Source organism: Shewanella sp. SM55 (assembly GCF_025654025.1).
In the GTDB taxonomy this organism is placed as follows: Bacteria; Pseudomonadota; Gammaproteobacteria; order Enterobacterales; family Shewanellaceae; genus Shewanella; species Shewanella oncorhynchi.
In genome coordinates this window covers 237,538-256,646 of record NZ_JAKKRS010000002.1, presented here as the reverse complement: position 1 = coordinate 256,646, position 19,109 = coordinate 237,538, and the positions used below count along the sequence as shown (strand labels likewise).

At 43.4% G+C, this 19,109-nt stretch carries 22 protein-coding genes; 7 read left to right on the top strand and 15 right to left on the bottom strand.

What is annotated here, in order from left to right:
• Nucleotides 1-556 precede the first annotated feature (556 nt).
• The 8 genes from L5L91_RS04330 to L5L91_RS04295 all read right to left on the bottom strand — a co-directional run bounded on the left by L5L91_RS04330 (nt 557) and on the right by L5L91_RS04295 (nt 7,668).
• Nucleotides 557-2,407 carry a DUF885 domain-containing protein gene (locus L5L91_RS04330; RefSeq protein ID WP_263235728.1) on the bottom strand — a complete coding sequence of 617 codons (1,851 nt, stop codon included), beginning with the start codon at nt 2,405-2,407 and terminating at the stop codon, nt 557-559.
• A 152-nt stretch (nt 2,408-2,559) separates the two neighbouring features.
• Nucleotides 2,560-3,726 (bottom strand): radical SAM family heme chaperone HemW, encoded by a 1,167-nt coding sequence (gene hemW / locus L5L91_RS04325; RefSeq protein ID WP_263235727.1) that lies wholly within the window; start codon nt 3,724-3,726, stop codon nt 2,560-2,562.
• The gene (rdgB, locus tag L5L91_RS04320; RefSeq protein ID WP_131523655.1) at nt 3,726-4,343 is read right to left on the bottom strand and encodes an RdgB/HAM1 family non-canonical purine NTP pyrophosphatase; all 618 of its coding nucleotides are present in this window, start codon (nt 4,341-4,343) and stop codon (nt 3,726-3,728) included. Before rdgB ends, hemW begins: the two co-directional genes overlap by 1 nt.
• A gap of 122 nt (nt 4,344-4,465) precedes the next feature.
• Nucleotides 4,466-4,900, bottom strand: coding sequence for a DUF4426 domain-containing protein (locus L5L91_RS04315; RefSeq protein ID WP_113939419.1), 435 nt, complete (start codon nt 4,898-4,900; stop codon nt 4,466-4,468).
• A 135-nt stretch (nt 4,901-5,035) separates the two neighbouring features.
• Complete coding sequence (gene yggU / locus L5L91_RS04310; protein ID WP_263235726.1) at nt 5,036-5,341, bottom strand: DUF167 family protein YggU; 306 nt, start codon at nt 5,339-5,341, stop codon at nt 5,036-5,038.
• A complete protein-coding gene (locus tag L5L91_RS04305; RefSeq protein WP_105251874.1) occupies nt 5,341-5,889 on the bottom strand; it encodes a YggT family protein in 549 nt (182 codons plus the stop codon). The genes yggU and L5L91_RS04305 overlap by 1 nt, the downstream gene beginning before the upstream one ends.
• A 46-nt stretch (nt 5,890-5,935) precedes the next feature.
• Nucleotides 5,936-6,754 (bottom strand): pyrroline-5-carboxylate reductase, encoded by an 819-nt coding sequence (gene proC / locus L5L91_RS04300; protein ID WP_028761284.1) that lies wholly within the window; start codon nt 6,752-6,754, stop codon nt 5,936-5,938.
• A gap of 215 nt (nt 6,755-6,969) precedes the next feature.
• A complete protein-coding gene (locus tag L5L91_RS04295; protein WP_263235725.1) occupies nt 6,970-7,668 on the bottom strand; it encodes a YggS family pyridoxal phosphate-dependent enzyme in 699 nt (232 codons plus the stop codon).
• A 35-nt stretch (nt 7,669-7,703) separates the two neighbouring features.
• Between L5L91_RS04295 and L5L91_RS04290 the strand changes: the two genes are divergently transcribed.
• The 4 genes from L5L91_RS04290 (at nt 7,704) to hemH (ending at nt 11,636) form a co-directional block, all read left to right on the top strand.
• Nucleotides 7,704-8,741 (top strand): type IV pilus twitching motility protein PilT, encoded by a 1,038-nt coding sequence (locus L5L91_RS04290; RefSeq protein WP_263235724.1) that lies wholly within the window; start codon nt 7,704-7,706, stop codon nt 8,739-8,741.
• 9 nt (nt 8,742-8,750) lie between these two features.
• Nucleotides 8,751-9,863 (top strand): PilT/PilU family type 4a pilus ATPase, encoded by a 1,113-nt coding sequence (locus L5L91_RS04285; protein WP_028761282.1) that lies wholly within the window; start codon nt 8,751-8,753, stop codon nt 9,861-9,863.
• A gap of 187 nt (nt 9,864-10,050) precedes the next feature.
• A complete protein-coding gene (locus L5L91_RS04280) occupies nt 10,051-10,590 on the top strand; it encodes a glutathione peroxidase (RefSeq protein ID WP_173243652.1) in 540 nt (179 codons plus the stop codon).
• Nucleotides 10,591-10,622: 32 nt separating this feature from the next.
• On the top strand, nt 10,623-11,636 hold the full coding sequence (gene hemH / locus L5L91_RS04275) for a ferrochelatase (protein WP_173243655.1): 1,014 nt from the start codon (nt 10,623-10,625) through the stop codon (nt 11,634-11,636).
• An 87-nt stretch (nt 11,637-11,723) separates the two neighbouring features.
• Here the strand turns inward: hemH and ruvX are convergent, their stop codons facing one another.
• From ruvX to L5L91_RS04255, 4 genes are all read right to left on the bottom strand, one after another.
• Nucleotides 11,724-12,149 (bottom strand): Holliday junction resolvase RuvX, encoded by a 426-nt coding sequence (ruvX, locus tag L5L91_RS04270; RefSeq protein WP_028761279.1) that lies wholly within the window; start codon nt 12,147-12,149, stop codon nt 11,724-11,726.
• A 29-nt stretch (nt 12,150-12,178) separates the two neighbouring features.
• Entirely contained in the window at nt 12,179-12,742 is a 564-nt protein-coding gene (locus tag L5L91_RS04265) for a YqgE/AlgH family protein (protein ID WP_263235723.1), read from the bottom strand.
• Between the two features lie 66 nt (nt 12,743-12,808).
• Complete coding sequence (gene yciH, locus L5L91_RS04260; RefSeq protein WP_263142367.1) at nt 12,809-13,138, bottom strand: stress response translation initiation inhibitor YciH; 330 nt, start codon at nt 13,136-13,138, stop codon at nt 12,809-12,811.
• 177 nt (nt 13,139-13,315) lie between these two features.
• Nucleotides 13,316-13,633 (bottom strand): hypothetical protein, encoded by a 318-nt coding sequence (locus tag L5L91_RS04255; protein ID WP_105253083.1) that lies wholly within the window; start codon nt 13,631-13,633, stop codon nt 13,316-13,318.
• Between the two features lie 180 nt (nt 13,634-13,813).
• Between L5L91_RS04255 and L5L91_RS04250 the strand changes: the two genes are divergently transcribed.
• Nucleotides 13,814-14,374 (top strand): DUF4136 domain-containing protein, encoded by a 561-nt coding sequence (locus tag L5L91_RS04250; RefSeq protein ID WP_028761276.1) that lies wholly within the window; start codon nt 13,814-13,816, stop codon nt 14,372-14,374.
• Nucleotides 14,375-14,735: 361 nt separating this feature from the next.
• Nucleotides 14,736-15,377 (top strand): trimeric intracellular cation channel family protein, encoded by a 642-nt coding sequence (locus L5L91_RS04245; RefSeq protein WP_028761275.1) that lies wholly within the window; start codon nt 14,736-14,738, stop codon nt 15,375-15,377.
• A gap of 75 nt (nt 15,378-15,452) precedes the next feature.
• Here the strand turns inward: L5L91_RS04245 and tpx are convergent, their stop codons facing one another.
• From tpx to L5L91_RS04230, 3 genes are all read right to left on the bottom strand, one after another.
• Nucleotides 15,453-16,046 (bottom strand): thiol peroxidase, encoded by a 594-nt coding sequence (gene tpx, locus L5L91_RS04240; RefSeq protein WP_105251878.1) that lies wholly within the window; start codon nt 16,044-16,046, stop codon nt 15,453-15,455.
• A gap of 123 nt (nt 16,047-16,169) precedes the next feature.
• Complete coding sequence (locus L5L91_RS04235; protein WP_028761273.1) at nt 16,170-16,997, bottom strand: mechanosensitive ion channel family protein; 828 nt, start codon at nt 16,995-16,997, stop codon at nt 16,170-16,172.
• 32 nt (nt 16,998-17,029) lie between these two features.
• Nucleotides 17,030-17,620: an OmpA family protein gene (locus tag L5L91_RS04230; protein WP_263235722.1), complete on the bottom strand. Its 591-nt coding sequence runs from the start codon at nt 17,618-17,620 to the stop codon at nt 17,030-17,032.
• A gap of 343 nt (nt 17,621-17,963) precedes the next feature.
• Between L5L91_RS04230 and ltaE the strand changes: the two genes are divergently transcribed.
• On the top strand, nt 17,964-18,977 hold the full coding sequence (gene ltaE / locus L5L91_RS04225) for a low-specificity L-threonine aldolase (RefSeq protein WP_168824560.1): 1,014 nt from the start codon (nt 17,964-17,966) through the stop codon (nt 18,975-18,977).
• The last annotated feature ends 132 nt before the right edge of the window (nt 18,978-19,109 follow it).

Below are 19,109 nucleotides of genomic sequence, written 5' to 3'. Positions count from 1 at the left end.
TTTTAGGGGGTTCTAAAGCACTTTTTTATAACATCCTTGAACTCTGTTCTTAATTGAATACAATGGTAACAGTTGATTCGGAATGATCTGAGTCCTATACGTTTATTGGAAATGACCCCTTTCAATTTTTGTGTACAGGTCGGCATTAATGCAGTTTTGGATCACAGCCAACAGAAGTTTGAGAACTAAAACAATGTTGGCTCTTTAAACCATCATCCTAGTTTTTGGTTTACCTCAGCCTTATCGCTGAGGTAATTTTTTATTGATGGTTTGTGCAGCCTTGGGCACAAGTTTTGTCTCCCTGTACCCTAAAGTCGCAACTGTGTGTTAAGTGATGTGAAGGCGAGTGCTAAAGCATAAATTAATACAACAAATATAGTGACCCACAGTGAGATGGGTTCTGTTATCTAACGGGATAATGGTACCAATAAAAAAGCCACTTTCGAGTGGCTTTTTTATTGGCTGCAGCTTAAGACTTTCACTTATGTCGCTTTAGTCGTGAAGCAAATTAACCGTGCTTCACGGCTCAGCATTAAGGCATTAAAACATTAGGGTATTAGGCCTGCTTCTTACTGGCTATCCAGAGAGCGACTTGTTGTTCTAACACATCCAGTGGCAATGCGCCGTTAGCAAGTACTAGCGTATGGAAGTCGCGGATATCAAATTGACTGCCAAGCTGTTGCTCTGCTTTATGTCTTAGCTCTAGTAGTTTAATCATACCTACTTTATAAGCTGTCGCTTGCGATGGCATAACGATATGGCGTTCAACCATTTTCACCGCATCTGATTTAGCATTTGGCGTATTGTCCACGTAATAGGCAATGCCCTGCTCGCGGGTCCACTTTTTAGCGTGGATACCAGTATCAACGACTAAGCGACAGGCACGCCACAACTCCATTGCTAGGCGACCAAAGTCAGAGTAAGGATCGGCGTAGAGTCCCATTTCTTTTGGGAAAGATTCGCTATATAAGCCCCAGCCCTCAATATACGCGGTATAGCCCCCAAACTTACGGAACTTAGGAATATTTTGCAGTTCTTGGGAAATGGCGATCTGCATGTGATGACCCGGAATACCTTCGTGGTAGGCCAGTGCCTCCATTTGGTATTTCGGCATGGCTTTCATGTCATATAGGTTTGCATAGTAGCTACCTGGACGCGAACCATCCGGCGCTGGTTGTTCATAGAAGGCTTTACCCGCGGATTTTTCCCTAAAGGCTTCAACCTGCTTCACTACCATGGCGGCCTTAGGTTTTACTTTGAACACTTCATCCAAGCGCGACTTCATATTGTCGATGAACTTAGTCGCCTCAGCTAAATAGGCGGCTTTGCCTTCGGCGGTATTGGGGTAGTAGAACTGGGGATCGTCACGCATAAAGCTAAAGAATTGCTGTAAATCGCCTTTAAAGTTGACCTTCGTCATGATGGCGCGCATTTCATTGTGAATACGTTCCACCTCAGAAAGTCCTAAGTCATGGATTTGATCTGCGCTCATATTTGTCGTAGTAGTACGAGCTAAGGCATTGTTGTAATAGGCGACTCCGTTAGGGAGTTTCCACGCACCATCGCGGTCATCAGCTTTGGCTGCTAAGGTTTTTACGTAACTGATGAGTTTGTTATAGGCGGGCTCGACTTGAGTAACGAGTGCTTGCTCAGCCTGTTGAAGCAGTGCTTGCTTTTCCGTTTCTTTAATCGCTAATGCGTTAACTTTACGGCGAAAATCTGCGAGTAACGCGCTGTCGTCGCCTTTATCAAAAGGCGCACCTTTGATGATGTTTTGGCTGTCTGAAATCACATAAGCGAATACGAACTTAGGCGCGATAATGCCTTTATCTGCGCGAACGGCTAATACTGTCTGTAATTGACTTAAGCGTTTGGGAACGCCATTCAAGCGACTGATATAGGCCTTAGCATCGCTGACATCTGTGATTTGATGTTGGTTAATCAAGAAGGAGGCTATCATAGAGTGGCCGCCATACATCTGATTCACAGGGTAATTATGATAGCGCCATTGGTCATCTTCGATGTCATTTTGCAGATTTTGTTTTAGTAAGGTGAGGCTGAGTTTTGTTTGTGGATCGAGCTTGGCCGCATCAATCTGATTGACCCGCTCCAGTTGTTTTTTTGTGCGCGCTAGGGTTTTATCATCGGCGGCATCACCCAGTTCATCCCATTTATCATAGTCTTGCTTGATCCCCATATAGGTCTGCGAAATGGGACTCGCCATGATGTTTTCCATGAAGATGGTTTCGAACAGAGCATTGGCTTTTTCTGATTCGGTTTGTGCTACTGCATTCACAGGTTCGCTTGCACTGTGTAAGGCTGGCGAAGTTGATGCTGCATACGCGGGAATGGTCAGCAGAGCTGAAAGGGTCAGTGCGACTAAGCTGATTTTAGTTTTTATTGGCATGATCAGGCTTCCTAGATTGATTTGCATCAATACTAAAGAAGCGGAACAAGAATGTATGGATATTAGTGTTAGAAAATGTGTTAGCAGTAATAGTGTTAAACTGTACTATTAGTCACTAACACATTATTTATATAGGTTTTTTAGCTGCTAATTCAGCAAAATTGTGTCAGTAAATCATTAACAAACATATGACCTTTACTGGTTAATTGCCAATGTTCAGCGGATTCTGTGAGTAAACCGCGTTGTTTGGCTTTTTCCATTCCTTCGGTCAATGTGTCTCTGTGTTGTCCTGTGCGCAGTTCAAATTCTTGCTTAGGAATAGGCGTCATCAGACGCAGGCGATTCATTAAATATTCGAGCGCGCGGTCTTCCTCTGCAACTTCAATCGATTCGAAGGTGTAGTTGTGGGCACTTAGATATCCCTTGGGATGTTTAATTTTTACCGTGCGTATGATGCGGTTTTCTTCAGGCAGCGTCACTTTGCCGTGGGCGCCACAGCCTATGCCTAGATAATCCCCAAACTGCCAGTAGTTGAGATTGTGCCTACATTGGTAACCGAGTTTTGCATAGGCAGATATTTCGTATTGCTCATACCCTAATGCGGCCAACTTTTGTTGACCTTGCTCATAGATATGCCAGAGTGCTTCGTCATCGGGCAGCTGTGGCGGTTTTGAGTGGAATAGGGTGTTGGGCTCAATCGTTAACTGGTACCAAGATAGGTGTGGCGGGTTAAGCGCCGCTGCCGTGTCGATATCGGCCATAGCTTCAGCAAAGCTTTGATTGGGTAATCCATGCATTAAATCGAGGTTAAAACTCAAGTATCCCGCTTGGCTGGCTTTTTGAGCGGCGATTTGTGCCTCGTTTTGATCGTGAATACGTCCGAGTAAGTTGAGTTTATCCTTAGAAAAGCTCTGCACCCCGATAGATAAACGAGTGACGCCCGCTGCACGATAGGCACTAAAGTCATCGTGCTCTAAAGTACCAGGATTGGCTTCCATAGTGATTTCGATATTGTCACTAAAGGGGATTAGCGCATTGGCACCATCGAGTATGCGTTTGATTTGCAAAGCATCGAATAAGGATGGCGTGCCGCCACCGATAAAGATGGTATGGATCTGCCGCCCTTGGACGAGATGTAAATCTTGGCGTAAGTCTTCCAATAGCGCATCAACATAAGCCTCTTGTGGCAGTTCGCCATTTTGGCCATGGGAATTAAAGTCACAATAGGGACACTTTTGTACGCACCAGGGAATATGGATATACAGACTGAGTGGTGGCAGTTCGAGCTTCATCGTAGTAGTCACGGCAGTTGACGACATTATTGTGCATTCCCGCCTGTTAATACGCCTTGGGCTTGCATGGCAGCGATGAGTTGCACTAGAGCTTTACCACGATGACTTAAGGCATTTTTCTCGTTGCTGCTCAGCTCTGCCGCGCTACATTGATAATTTTCAGGGATAAAAATCGGATCGTAACCATGGCCATTAGCGCCGCGTTGGCTAAAGTCGATTTGGCCTTCCCATGAGGCTTGGCAAATAATCGGGGTAGGGTCTTTCGCATGGCGCATATATACCAGTACGCATTGGAATCTTGCCCCGCGAGGTGCTGGCTGGTCTTTTAACGTCTCAAGTAGTTTCAATACGTTGTCTTGATCTTTGGCATTTTCGCCTGCGTAACGTGCTGAATAAATGCCTGGAGCGCCTTGGAGTAAATCCACTTCTAAACCCGAATCATCGGCAATGGCCGCAAGTCCGGTGATTTCGGCGGCATGCCTTGCTTTGATAATGGCATTCTCTACAAAAGTGGTACCCGTTTCTGCTACTTCGCTGACATTAAACTGGCTCTGCGGCAGTACAGTGACACCGTAGCTTGCGAGCATTTGATCGAATTCAGCGAGTTTGCCTTTATTACCGCTGGCGAGGACGATTTGTTGCATGGAATACCTATCATAAATGGGGCGACGTGCGTTGGCACTATGATACCCAAGCTCAATAGTAAAGGACAGGGAAAGGGGTTGGCGCTACAGGAAAGCAACGCCAACAAAGGTATAAAATAGGTTCATTCAACGTAGAATTTTTGCTTGAACTGTAAGTTCGTGTTCAGTTGATTGCCATATTTAATTGCGATATTGAAGTTGATTTCCTGATCATCGCGGTAGGGTACTTCGGCAATGTAATAAATCGCATCACCTTCGCGGATCTCTTTAAACGTTAGATTGATTCGCGCATCTAACAAATTATTAGCAACTCCAGTAATTTCAACGGGTACTGCGGGCTTATTTGCTTCGCTAATATCTAATACGGCAATATTGATGATGCCAGTGTAGCTACTGCGCTTAATGCCATAGGATTTGGCTATGCTAGGCGTTAAAAATGTACTGCCAAGTGCCATGTAATGAATATCAAAATTGCCGACAGTTTCTTTTTGCTCGGCATTTGCAACACCGCAAAGGCTGGCCGTGAGGGCTAATACAGCGAGAAGATTACGGAACATGATGGGATACCTCATATTAGGGAATGTTGGATTATAGGGCCGCTGTGACTATTTTTTCTAATAAATTAATAGCATTCAAAGGATTAATTCGTTTTCAGTTGTACGATTCTTTAACTGAGTGACCTTTCAACTGAATTACCTTTCACTATCTTGCCCCATCAGTTCAGTAATGACACTTGGGATGACCTTAGGGTCAATAATGCGGATTTGTTTATGTCGACCAAGTTCACCTTTTATTATGTGAATGTCGCTCTTTGGCACTTTAAAAGCTTTTGCTAAGTACTTGCTTAAATGGGCATTCGCTTTGCCATCTATCGGGGGCGCAGTGATGGCTACTTTTAGCTCATCACCGTGCAGCCCTACAATTTGATCTCGGCTTGCCTTAGGCTGAATGTAGAGATTGAGCAGCAAGTCACCTTGCTGCAAAGTCACTGCACTCATTAGATCACTGCCCAATAAGGGATATATTGGGCAAGTAACATATTGAGGAAATTCATACCAATAATGACCAGCATTACGGATAAATCTAAACCACCAATTGGCGGTATGATACGACGTATTGGTGCTAATACGGGTTCAGTTAACTGACCCATGATCATTACAATTGGATTATAGCCTTGGTTAAACCAGCTTAAGATTGCGCGTATTAATAGCATCCAAAACAGCAATACCCCTGCTTTTTTGACCACAGATACAACGGCAAACAGCAAAAATAACAGTATGTCTATGCCACCGCCCGCAATGAGACTAATTAGTAGCAGCTTGGCTATCACAACCAATAATGCGAGGACGAAAGATGCGGTATCAAATCGCCCTAAGGAAGGCAAAATACGGCGCATTGGTGCGATGAGCGGGTGAGTTGCTTTAACAATAAATTGGCTAAAAGGATTGTAAAAATCAGCCCTTGCCAGTTGTAACCAAATCCGCAAAATCACCACCATCAAATAGAGATCGAATAGAGTGGTGATTAAAAAGGTAAATGCATTCATCGAGATTTCTACCTATTAAAGTTCGATATAAAAACGTGTTAGTGGATCAAAATGTTTTAGCCATTTCTTCTGCACGATTAATACAGTTCTCCATGGCTTTTTTTACTAAGCCGCGCATATCCGCAGCTTCAAATGTCGCCAGCGCCTGTGCGGTGGTACCGCCCTTTGAGGTAACATTCTCCCTTAAATTACCTAAGGTCAGTTGTGGGTTTTGCTTTGCCATCATAGCAGCGCCAAGCGCAGCTTGCTGCACTAAACTTCTGGCTTTTGTTTCATCCATTCCCATTTCTTTGCCAGCATCTATCATAGACTCCATTAGCAAAAAGAAATAAGCCGGTGAACTGCCCGATAATGCAATCACTTGATCTAAATCTGACTCTTCATTTACCCACACTATTTCGCCGCCGCTTGACATCAAACGATCGCAAATGGCTTTCTGCTCGGTAGTAATGCTTTGAGGCGCATAGAGGCCAGTCATACCAACACTAATTTGCATCGGCGTATTTGGCATCGCGCGGATAAGCTTGATGTCTTGTGCCAGATAGTCGGTATATCGCTTTGCTTTAATGCCCGCAGCGATAGTGATGACTAACTTATTCGACAGCTCGACTGTCTGTAATGCTTCACAAACTTGTTGCATCAATTGTGGTTTTACCGAAAGTACTATGACATCGGCAGCTTGCGCCGCGGCTAAATTATCCTGAGAAACCAAAATCCCAAAATCGTCTTTTAGTGCATCGAGTTTACCTTGGCTGGGATTAGTCGCTTGGATGAGTTGAGCTGGATAGCCGCTATTGACTAAGCCACTGATGATGCTGCGCGTCATATTGCCGGCACCGATAAAGCAGATTTTCTGTTGATCCATTTGATTCTCTTCAGTGTGTTAACCGTTAACTTGTAACATCTTCACCTTAAATTAAGATGATAAAACGGTTAGTCATTTGAATGACTGAGCCTAATTATCGACTCTCGCTAATTGCTCTTAAATCGTTAATGTTCGGTGTACTTAAATACAGTATTTGGGCATAAAGTGCTAAAACAAGGTTAAACTGACCTCTAACTAAATGCCTAAAGTGGATTTTACACAGCGTAATTGCGCTCACCAAAAATGGCACTGCCAATACGCACCATAGTTGAACCGCAGCTAATCGCTGTATCTAGGTCATTACTCATCCCCATTGAAAGCGTGTCTACAGCGGGATAATGCGTTTTAAGTTCTTGAAATAGATTGTTTAACATGGAAAACTCTTTAAGCTGTAACTCTGTATCTGCGGTAGCCGTTGGAATTGCCATTAGGCCCCTCAGTGCTAAGTTAGGTAGCTGAGCTATCAGTTCGGCCAGTGGCAGCATTTGAGCCGCATCTATGCCAGATTTTGTGTCTTCAGCACTGATATTAATTTGAATACAGACGTTTAATGGCGCCAATTCGGCCGGACGTTGCTCATTGAGACGTAGGGCAATTTTGTCGCGTGAGAGGGTATGCATCCAATCGAAATGCTGGGCGGCTATGCTGGTTTTATTGGATTGGAGTGGGCCGATAAAATGCCACTCTATGTCCGGAAAATCCCCCTTGAGCGCAGTAATTTTTTCAGCGCCTTCTTGGACATAGTTTTCGCCAAAGCAACGCTGACCCGCTTGGTAGGCTGCTATAATGTCTTCAATAGGTTTAGTCTTGCTGACGGCAAGTAAGCGAATATTGCTGGGGTGGCGGGCACATTTTTGCGCTGCTTGTGTGATCCTGCGCTGTGCGATTGCGAGTCTGTCTGCTATTGTTGTCATGATGTAATTATCTAGTTGCAAGGATATCCCAAACGATGGAAATCACTGAGTTATTGGCATTTAGTGTAAAACACAAAGCCTCGGATCTACACCTTTCTGCAGGGATATCTCCCATGATCCGTGTTGACGGTGAAGTGAGAAAAATTAACCTGCCCGCGCTCGATCATCAAGGTGTACACAGTTTAGTGTACGACATAATGAATGATAAGCAGCGCAAGGACTACGAAGAACATTTAGAAATCGATTTCTCGTTTGAAGTCCCTAATCTTGCACGCTTTCGTGTTAACGCATTCAATCAATCCCGTGGTGCAGCGGCTGTGTTTCGTACCATTCCAAGTGACATTTTGTCACTTGAGCAATTAGGTGCGCCGGAAATTTTTAAAAAAATTGCCAGTTTCCCTCGCGGATTGGTGCTAGTGACTGGACCTACGGGGTCGGGTAAGAGTACCACACTTGCCGCTATGGTGGATTACGTGAATGAAAATCGACATGATCATATCTTAACCATTGAAGATCCTATCGAATTCGTTCACCAAAATAAGCAATGTTTGATTAACCAACGTGAAGTTCACCGCCATACCCACAGCTTTAATGCGGCGCTTAGAAGCGCACTGCGTGAAGACCCAGACGTGATTTTAGTCGGTGAGATGCGTGACCTTGAGACCATCCGTTTGGCTATGACTGCCGCTGAAACAGGCCACTTAGTGTTTGGTACCTTGCATACTACTTCTGCCGCGAAAACGATTGACCGTGTGGTCGACGTATTCCCCTCCGGTGAAAAAGACATGGTGCGCACTATGTTGTCTGAATCGCTGCAAGCGGTTATTTCGCAAACCCTGATTAAAAAGGTGGGAGGAGGCCGTGTCGCCGCCCATGAAATCATGATGGGCACGCCCGCTATCCGCAACTTAATTCGTGAAGACAAAGTGGCGCAGATGTATTCGGCAATTCAAACAGGTATGGCCCATGGAATGCAGACCTTAGAGCAATGTTTACAGAACTTAGTCAATCGCGGTCTTATCACTCGTGAAGATGCAATGGCGAAAAGTTCGAATAAACAAGCGACATTTTAAGGATTTATGATGGATGTTCGTCCGTTTTTAAAAGTGATAGTGGAACGCAAAGCCTCCGACTTGTTCATCACAGCGGGTTTTCCGCCGAGTGCCAAGATTGACGGTGAATTGCGTCCCTTGGCAGAAAGTGCGTTTACACCAGCACAATCACTGGATTTTGTTGAGTCGTTAATGACTGAGGCGCAGAAGCAAGAGTTTCATTCCACTCGTGAGTGTAACTTCGCTTTTGCGGCAAAGGATTTAGGTCGTTTTCGGGTGAGCGCTTTTTGGCAGCGTGAATCGCCTGGCTGTGTGATGCGCCGTATTGAGACTAAAATCCCTGATGTCGATGATTTAAAATTGCCGCCTATTCTAAAAGATCTGGTGATGAGTAAACGTGGTCTCATCATTATGGTAGGCGGAACGGGAACGGGTAAGTCAACGTCCTTGGCGGCCTTGGTGGGTTATCGCAATGGTCATGCTCGTGGGCATATTTTGACTATTGAAGATCCGGTTGAATTCGTTCATGACCACAGAAAAAGCATTATCACCCAGCGTGAAGTGGGCATAGATACTGAATCTTTCGATGCGGCGCTAAAAAGCTCCCTTCGCCAAGCTCCCGATGTGATCTTGATTGGTGAAATCCGTACCCAAGAGACGATGGAGTTTGCGCTGTCATTTGCAGAAACGGGTCACCTTTGTATGGCAACCTTGCATGCCAACAACGCCAACCAAGCGTTAGACCGGATTATGCATCTCGTGCCTGAGAGTAAACACCAACAGTTATTGTTCGATTTATCATTGAATTTACGCGGTATTGTGGCGCAACAATTGATCCCTAAAGTTGATGGCACAGGGCGTCGCGCCGCGATTGAAGTATTGATTAACACCCCAAGGGTGGCGAGTTTAATTGCGAAGAACGAGCTGCATTTACTCAAAGAAACCATGGCAAAATCCAACGAGCAGGGCATGCAGACGTTCGATCAGGCCTTGCTGAAACTTTATGTCGATGGCGAGATTAGTTACGCCGATGCGCTGCACCATGCTGATTCACCAAACGATTTACGTTTGATGATTAAATTGCAGAATAAAGAATCCACGGGCTCAGGTTTTATGGAAGGTGTCACCTTAGACATGGACTAACGCGATAGTCAGGTTCTGGGTTAGGCAGCTCTTTATGGGCTGCTTTTTGTTGGTGTAGTTAGATTTTCGTTCAGCTCAATCGGTTTTACTTCATCGCTATGCAGTCGTTAACCATAGCTTTTATTTTTTAATTCAATATGATCTTTACCTTGTGCGTTTGCGTAATGTACTGGTAAAGGAGAAAGCAATGAAAAAATTACCCATGATATTCGCTATGACAGCGAGCTTGATGAGTGTTGGCGCTATGGCGGCCACTTGTCCCGAGTATCTGAACCTTGAAGTACGAAAATTACATTCTGAAGAGACAGTTAATCTGTGTGAATTGACTCAGGGAAAACCAGTGTTGATTGTTAACACGGCCAGTAACTGTGGTTACACCCCGCAGTTTAAAGCGCTCGAAAAATTGCATGAAAACTACAAAGATAAAGGCTTAGTGGTCATTGGTTTCCCATCGGATGATTTTTTCCAAGAAGAAAATGATGAGAAAGATACGGCTAAGGTGTGTTACATCAATTACGGTGTCACCTTTACTATGCTGTCGACATCGCCAGTACGTGGTAGTGACGCTAATAGTGTCTTCAAATACTTAGCCGAAAAAACCGGTGCGCCTAAGTGGAATTTTTATAAGTATGTCGTCAGCGGTGATGGTGCGGTTGTGCAACAGTTCAATTCTAAAGTGAAGCCAGATAGTGAAGAGCTTAAGCAAGCGATAGAATCTGTACTTTAATCTTACGAATATTTATTAATTAAGAGGCTGTTTTGGCTAAATTTTCAGGCTTATCCAAAGAAGTTGGACACGGGCAGCGCGGCAAAGTAGGCGTGTTGTTGTTGAATTTAGGTACTCCAGATGAACCCACAGCATCTGCTGTTAGACGTTATCTTGCAGAGTTTTTAGCGGATCCCCGAGTCGTCGAAATTCCTAAGCTAGTGTGGATGTTGATTTTACACGGGATTATTTTGCGGGTACGGCCAGCAAAATCGGCAGCATTATACCAAAAGGTATGGACTGCGGCAGGTTCACCGTTAATGGACATTAGTTTGCGTCAAACGGCAAAGTTAGCGAATAAGCTTAAAGCTGATAACTATGATGTTTCTGTGCATTTAGCAATGCGTTATGGCTGTCCGTCGGTTGCTAGCACCTTGCAAACTATGCATCAAAATGGCATAGATAAAATCGTGGTGTTACCTCTGTATCCCCAATATGCGGCGCCAACTACGGGTTCTGCTTTTGATGCGATCGCGGCTGAGTTGTCCAAGTGGCGCTATATTCCAGCACTGCATTTTATTAATACTTATCATGATAATGCTGATTTTATTAATGCTTTAGCCAATTCGATCACGGCTGATTTTGAAGCCCATGGTAAACCGCAAAAATTGGTGTTGTCTTACCATGGTATGCCTGAGCGTAATTTGCATTTAGGCGATCCGTATTACTGCTTCTGTATGAAAACGACTCGACTGGTTACCGAAAAGCTTGGGTTAGGTAAAGATGAGTTTGTGATGACATTTCAATCGCGTTTCGGTAAAGCCAAATGGCTACAACCTTATACGGATGCGACTTTGAAAGCGTTGCCGCAACAAGGCGTGCGTGATATCGCTATCGTCTGCCCAGCTTTTAGCGCCGATTGTTTAGAAACGCTGGAAGAAATTGTTGGTGAGAATGGTCATCTCTTTGCTGAGGCGGGCGGGGAGAAGTTCCGTTACATCGCTGCATTAAATGACGATGATGCGCACATTACTATGATGGCAAACTTAGTGAAGCCACATTTTTGATCTGGTAATTTATCGGGTTAAACATCAAACTAAAAGGATAAGGCAACTTATCCTTTTATTTTTATTGTAGTTTTATTTATTGTGGCATTATTTGCTGAAGTTATTTTCGAAGTAGCTTTCGATGATAAGGACGGCAGACACAGCATCGACTTGACCTTTGGTCAGTGCCTTAAACCCGCCCAATTCGAATAATCTGGCCTTAGCATCAGTGGTAGTTAATCGCTCATCTTGAGTGGCTATTTTGACTTTGAACTTAGCATTGATGCGATTAGCAAATTTACGCGCCCTGTGGGTCATATCTTGCTCTGTGCCATCCATGTTTAAAGGCAGACCAACGACGACTAAGTCAGGTTGCCACTCTTTGATTAAGTCGCCTATCTGATCCCAATTTGGGATACCATCGACGGCCTTGAGTGATAATAACGGTGTGGCGCTGGCAGTGATCTCTTGGCCTATAGCCACACCAATACTTTTAGTACCAAAATCAAAGCCTAATACGGTTTTCGAATTCATAGTGTGCTGACTTATATTAATAAATAGACTTAAGCGTGACCCGCTTGAGCTGAAACTTGCCAAGCATCAAATCCGAGAGCACGACTGGCCTGTGGCCAACGGTCTTCGTGTTTAATGTCAAACAAGAGCGCATTCGTTGCTGGAATTGTGAGCCAAGAATTATCGGCAAGCTCTTGTTCGAGCTGATCTTTACTCCATCCAGCATATCCTAATGCGACGAGGAACTTCTCGGGCGATCTGTTGCTTCCAATAGCGGTTAACACATCACGGGAAGTGGTTAGCATTAAACCACAACTCAGATCTGTGCTATTGGCCCAATAAGGCTGAGAGGTATGCAGCACAAAGCCGCGATCTTGGGAGACGGGGCCGCCCATCATGACATTGGTATTGAGCACTAAATCCGCGGAGACTTGCTCTGCCGGCAAATCCATTTGTTCTAATAGCGAATTAACTTCGATACCGAGCGGTTTGTTGATCACCAGCCCCATGGCGCCTTTGGCATCATGTTCACAGATATAAATGACTGAGCGTTCAAAAAACGTACCGTGTAGTGAGGGCATAGCAATTAAGAAATGGTTCTGCAAACTCTCCATTAAACTACTCCGTTTGATGTGGCTAAGTTGATCTAGCTTGCTGCTATATTGCTAAGTCGGGCGAGATTAACCGCCAGCTAATTTAACTTTGTAGTTTTGTTTCTCAAGTAATAGCTTTAATTGCTCGCGGTTGTCCGTTTGGACCTCAATAGTGAAATCTTTAACCGTACCACCACAACCACATTGTTTCTTAAGGGTTTGAGCCATTGCTTTTAACGCTGCTTCATCAAGACCTAACCCAGAGATAATCGAAACGCCTTTACCTTTGCGGCCTTTACTGTCTCTATGGATCCTGACTATGCCATCGGATTCAGGAATTGCTTTAGTGACGGGCTCTGCATTTATACGACCTTTGTCGGTACTGTACACTAAGGATACATTAGGATCTGCTTTCATCGGTTTCATTCATTGATATTAGAAGGTGACTTATACCGACTCAGTTTATCAAATTTGCAGAGGTTCTGGGAGGTAAAAAAAGACCACTTGAGGATTCTCCTTAAGTGGCCAATACAAAATGCTAACTCTTTGCAGGGAAGTAAGCATATTTTTGAAAAGTAAGCTTAAAGCTCAGGATCAATTCATTCGCATGAATACCATGGCTATCAGCGCCACAGCGGTGAGTAATGCACTGGGCATAATAAATTTATGTAACTTAGGTAACGCAATTAAGCAGGCTGTTGTAACAAAACCAAATGCGGCGACTGTGGCATAGTTAGTGCCATTAGCAATGGTATCAATAACCAACCAGCCAAGCACTAGGAGGGGTAATATCAGTAAACTGGTAGGCAAGTGACGTTTTATTTTGGCGTTATTCGCTTCGAGAGAAATTTTTTCTGGTGCAAGGAAAAAAATGGCAGATGCAACCATAAACGCGCTAATAAACCAGTACATTTCAATACCTCCTCCAAATCACAATTGATAATCATTATCATCTTTGGCTTTGCTGAAGTCAAGCTGAATGAGATGCTGCTTTTTAATCAATTGAGTTGTAGATTAGGCTATTGCTCTGTAAGCTAAATTCATATCTCTGATACTTGTCTTTGTTCGGGTCGAACATCTGAGGAAATTAAGATGAAAAATATTTTTGTAGCATTAGCTGTGTTGGCACTCAGTGCCTGTAGTTCGATGAAGTCAGGTTGGGATTTTGATCCTAGCGCCAATTTTACCCAATATAAAACCTATGCTTGGGTTGCTCAGAAAACGGATTCTGCTGGATATCATCTAGATGGCTTGATGGACCAACGGGTCAGAGAAGCGGTGAATAGTCAGTTAGCGAGTAAGGGGATGACATTAGTTGATGCAAAAGATGCTGATGTACTTGTTAATTATCTGACCAAAGTTGATAAGAAGATTAATGTTGATACCTTCAATAGTAATTTTGGCTACAACCCATACTATGGTCCAGGATGGGGTTGGGGCGGCAATATGCAGACCCAAACCACAGTAAGAGAATATGAAGTTGGCACCCTGATTATTGATTTGGTTGATAATAAAACCACTAAACTGATCTGGCGTGGTTCTGTTGCCGATACCATTCGCGACAAAAATACCCCAGAAGAAAGAGTACAGATCATCAATCAAGCTGTGGGCAGTGTAATGGCAAATTATCCACCTAAGCCTGACACCAAGTAGTTCTGATTCAGTTTGAATGAACATTAAGCGGCCTAAGGGCCGCTTTTTTTGTGGTTGATTTTTATGTTTTTTGTCTACGGTATTAGATGATCTGCAGTTATTTATCATCTGATTGGATTTACGTTATTAATACTTATTAAAAATTCTATTTTCATAGATGAAAATGAGGAGGTAACATTTTTGTAACTAGCTATTTTGTATAATATTTATCCTGTAACTTAATAAAGTTATAGGAATCAGCATCAGATTATTAATAAGATGATGAATTAATTTTTCTAATGATGAATTCAAAATAAAATCATTATAGAACTGAGAGGTTATCAGGCAGAATCAATTCTTTGAGTTGTTGGTAGTAGCAAAGATGCATGAGACGCAGATTATTGGATTACTTTGGCTGATTGGGATTATTGCTGAGGCGATGACGGGCGCTCTGGCGGCTGGCCGCAAGCAGATGGATTTGTTTGGTGTGGTGATCATTGGCTGCGCAACGGCAATTGGTGGCGGCACACTAAGGGATATGATGCTCGGAAATTACCCCTTAATTTGGGTTGAGCATGTGCATTACCTTATTGCGATTGCATTCGCTTCTTTGCTCACTGTCGCTATCGCCCCTGTGATGCGTTATCTGTCTAAGTTATTTTTGGCTATTGATGCCTTAGGCTTAGCCGTATTCTCCATCGTGGGCGCACAAAAGACGTTAATGCTGGGATTTAGCCCAACAATTGCCGTAGTCATGGGATTGGTCACAGGTGTCTTTGGTGGCGTTATCCGCGATATTCTGTGTAACCAAGTGCCTTTGATTTTTAAGAAAGAACTCTATGCGGTGATTTCACTACTGACGGCAGGCTTGTATATCGTCTTAAAAGCCTATCAGTTAACGGAATGGATTAATCTGGTTATTTGTTTAAGCGTTGGTTTTAGCTTACGGATGTTGGCGCTGCGATATCATTGGTCTATGCCAACCTTTGACTACCAATCCAGTGGCGATCAGCATACACATTAAATCGTAAAACCAAATCGTAGAAATAGAACCGTTAAACAAAAGGGCAGCTAAGGCTGCCCTGTTTTTAGCTGTGAATTACTGCTGGGCTTGAAGGGTTTTCAAGGCTTCAAGGGCAGCATCATAGTTAGGATGCTCTGTGATGTTTGGTACTAACTCTTGGTATTGGAGCTTACCTTCTGCATCTATGATGAAAATGGCTCTAGCCAGCAAGCCGTAATCTTGAATTAACAAACCATACTTTTCACCAAAATCACGCCACACGCTATCTGATAGCACTTTGATTTTATCTACGTTTTCCACTTTACAGAAACGCTTTTGTGCGAAGGGTAAATCGGTACTGATTGTTAGCATGATGACGTCATCGGAAAAATGGCCAACTTCGCTGTTGAAGCGCTTCGTCTGCAGTGCGCAAACACCTGTATCTAGGCTTGGCACGGCACTTATCAGTACAGTTTTACCCTTAAAATCACTTAGCATCACTGGCGTGAAATGCTCATCAACGACTTTAAACCCTGGCGCCATTTGCGACAATTTTGGTCTTTTCCCTTCTAAGGTGACTGTTTTTTCACCCATTAAAACCTGTGTTTTCTCACTGGCGAGTGTATTGGGGCTCATCAGAACTAGGCTATAAATACAGCTTGCGGCTAAAAATGAAACATATTTTTGCATTGGATTTCCTCACACATGAATATCTGTGCCTTCGCTAATATCTGTCCATTAAGGTACGCTAAAATGATGCGTAGAACCATAAAAAAAGGTCGGTAATTACCGACCTTTTTTATCCATTAATTGTTATTTGCTTAGCGGTAATTCTTTGACATGGATATCCATTTGTGGGAATGGAATACCGATATCTGCAGCGTCTAATGCATTTTTTATTTGCTCAAGCAGTTGGAAACGTGCAGTCCAATAATCAGATGTTTTTACCCAAGGACGAACCACGAAATTGATTGAAGAGCTAGCCAATTCAGAAAGTCCAACTGTATATGCTGGATCTTTTAACACATACTGGTTGTTATCTAAAATATCGGTCAATACTTTTTTAGTGAGTGCGATATCGGCGGAATAAGATACACCAATCACTAAATCAATACGACGACTATCCATCGCTGAGTAGTTAGTGATAGTGCCATTCATGATAGATGAGTTTGGCGCTACGATAACTTTATTATCAGGAGTGCGAAGCTTGGTTGAGAATATGGTTATTTCATCAACAGTGCCGGCGATACCTGCAGCTTCAATATAGTCACCTACGCGGCAAGGGCGGAATAACACCATTAATACACCCGATGCAAAATTAGACAGAGAACCTTGTAGCGCTAAGCCTATTGCTAAACCTGCAGCACCGATAACGGCTACCAGTGATGCGGTTTGTACGCCAATTTGGCCTAACGTAGCAATAACCGCGAAAACAAATACCACTGCCCAAGCGAGGTTCGCGACAAATGAAACGACTGTCGGATCAACTTTACGGCTGTTAAGTAATTTACGAACAAGCTTCTGTGCTACGCCCGCAAAGTATTTACCAACAAAGAAGATGATAATGGCGAATAATGTTTTTAAGCCATAAGTTACAATCAGATCTGGTGCTTGCTTTAATAAACCTTCGAGGTTTTCCATTGAATAACTCCCTAAATATACGCTAACAAAAACTATTTATTATTGACGATAAATTCTACTCGTCGATTTAAACTGCGCCCTTCGCTAGAACGGTTGTCCGCTACAGGTTCAGATATACCTTTACCCATTACGGTAAAGCGATTTGGATTAAAGCCATAATCTTCAACCAAAATACGTTTTACATTTTGAGCCCGTTGAAGTGATAGTTGATAATTAAACTCTGGTGTACCAACGATATCTGTGTGGCCTACTAAGGTTAATTCAGCATCATTTATTTCTAAGAATGCTTTTACTAAGGCTAAAGTTTTCCATTGAGAAAAGTCAACCTCGGCAATGGCAAATTCAAAATACACCATAGCTGCAGAAATATTATGACAATCTGTGTTTAACTCAGCATTTGAATGACTCATATCGCAAACTGGTGATGCAGTCATTTCCACAGCGACTTCTTCCACACAACCATTAGCCATAACAGGTGTATTTGGCTCTGTGTTAGGACAGGCATCTTTGATATCTGGCACTCCATCTCGGTCAGTGTCAGACCAAGCAAATACCTGTGATGTTAGGCTTAAACTTAATAGCAAAAGCGCTAGCTGAATCCATCGAGATTGGGAGTTTTTCACTACAAATCACCTATTGAACGATAAGTATTAGTCAAAATTACTAAAGCGATCGCATTTTTGTAGCATGACCATCTTAGTGTGGCATTCTAACGAGTAAGACTCTTTTCGCCAAGCTAAACGCGTACAAACGTCCATACATCGACAGATAGATATCGGCAAGATCTTGAGTATATTTATGTTTTTATTAGTAGATGTCAGTATGTCGATACTTGCTTCAAGTATATGCGAGGTTCTACATCGGTAAATTTGTCGACAAGTATGACGATAAACTATACAAAATAAGCCTTTAGCGCTAGAGTCTTGAGCCCATTATGCGCCAACCAAACTTTAAGTTGAGGACAAGATGATAGATTTACGCAGTGATACTGTTACCCAGCCAACAGCAGCCATGCGGTTAGCCATGTCCAGAGCCGAAGTGGGTGATGATGTTTACGGTGATGACCCTACGGTAAATAGTTTGCAGGATATGGCTGCGGAGATGTTTGGCTTTGAAAGTGCATTATTTACCTGTTCGGGTACTCAAGCAAATTTATTGGCTTTGATGGCCCATTGTGATCGTGGAGATGAGTACCTGTGCGGTCAGCAGGCTCACAATTATAAGTTCGAGGGCGGCGGCGCCGCTGTCCTAGGCAGCATTCAACCTCAACCTTTAATGAATCAATTAGATGGCACTATTGCATTAGCTGACATTGAAGCCGCAATTAAGCCTGATGATATCCATTTTGCTCGTACTCGTTTGCTTAGTTTAGAGAATACGATTGGCGGTAAGGTTCTCCCGCAAAGCTATTTGGCGGATGCGCAGGCATTAGCCTTTAATCGCGGATTAAAAATTCATTTAGACGGTGCGAGAGTTGCCAATGCTGCGGTGGCGCAGAATATCGCGATAAGTGATATCACGGCGCACTTTGATTCAGTGTCGATTTGTTTATCCAAAGGATTATGTGCGCCAGTCGGCTCATTACTCTTAGGTGATGAACGCTTGATTAAGAAAGCCATTCGTTGGCGTAAAATGCTTGGTGGTGGCATGCGTCAAGCTGGGATACTTGCCGCTGCGGGTAAGCTTGCTTTAACTGAGCAAGTACAACGGCTTAGTGAAGATCATGACAATGCAGCGTACTTAGCTCGGCAGTTGGCAGAATTCAGTGAGTTCGAGGTCAATTTAGCCGCAGTACAAACTAATATGTTATTTGCTACATTAGCCCCCCATATTGATGCGAACTTATTGGCTAAACACTGTCGAGCGGAAGGCATCCTGATAAGCCCAGGGCGTACGCTTCGGCTTGTGACTCATAAAGATGTCAGCCGTCAGGACATAGATAAAGTGTTGCGTGTTGTTAAGCAGTACCTCAAAGCCTAAGTGTGGATTGATTTCCTGTTTTACTGAAATGCCCGAGCTTTGTCTTGGGCATTTTTATAGGCAGATATTGCTTAATGTTGAATTATTAAGCAATTAATGAATGATTTGCTAAAACAAGCTTTAGACAACAGG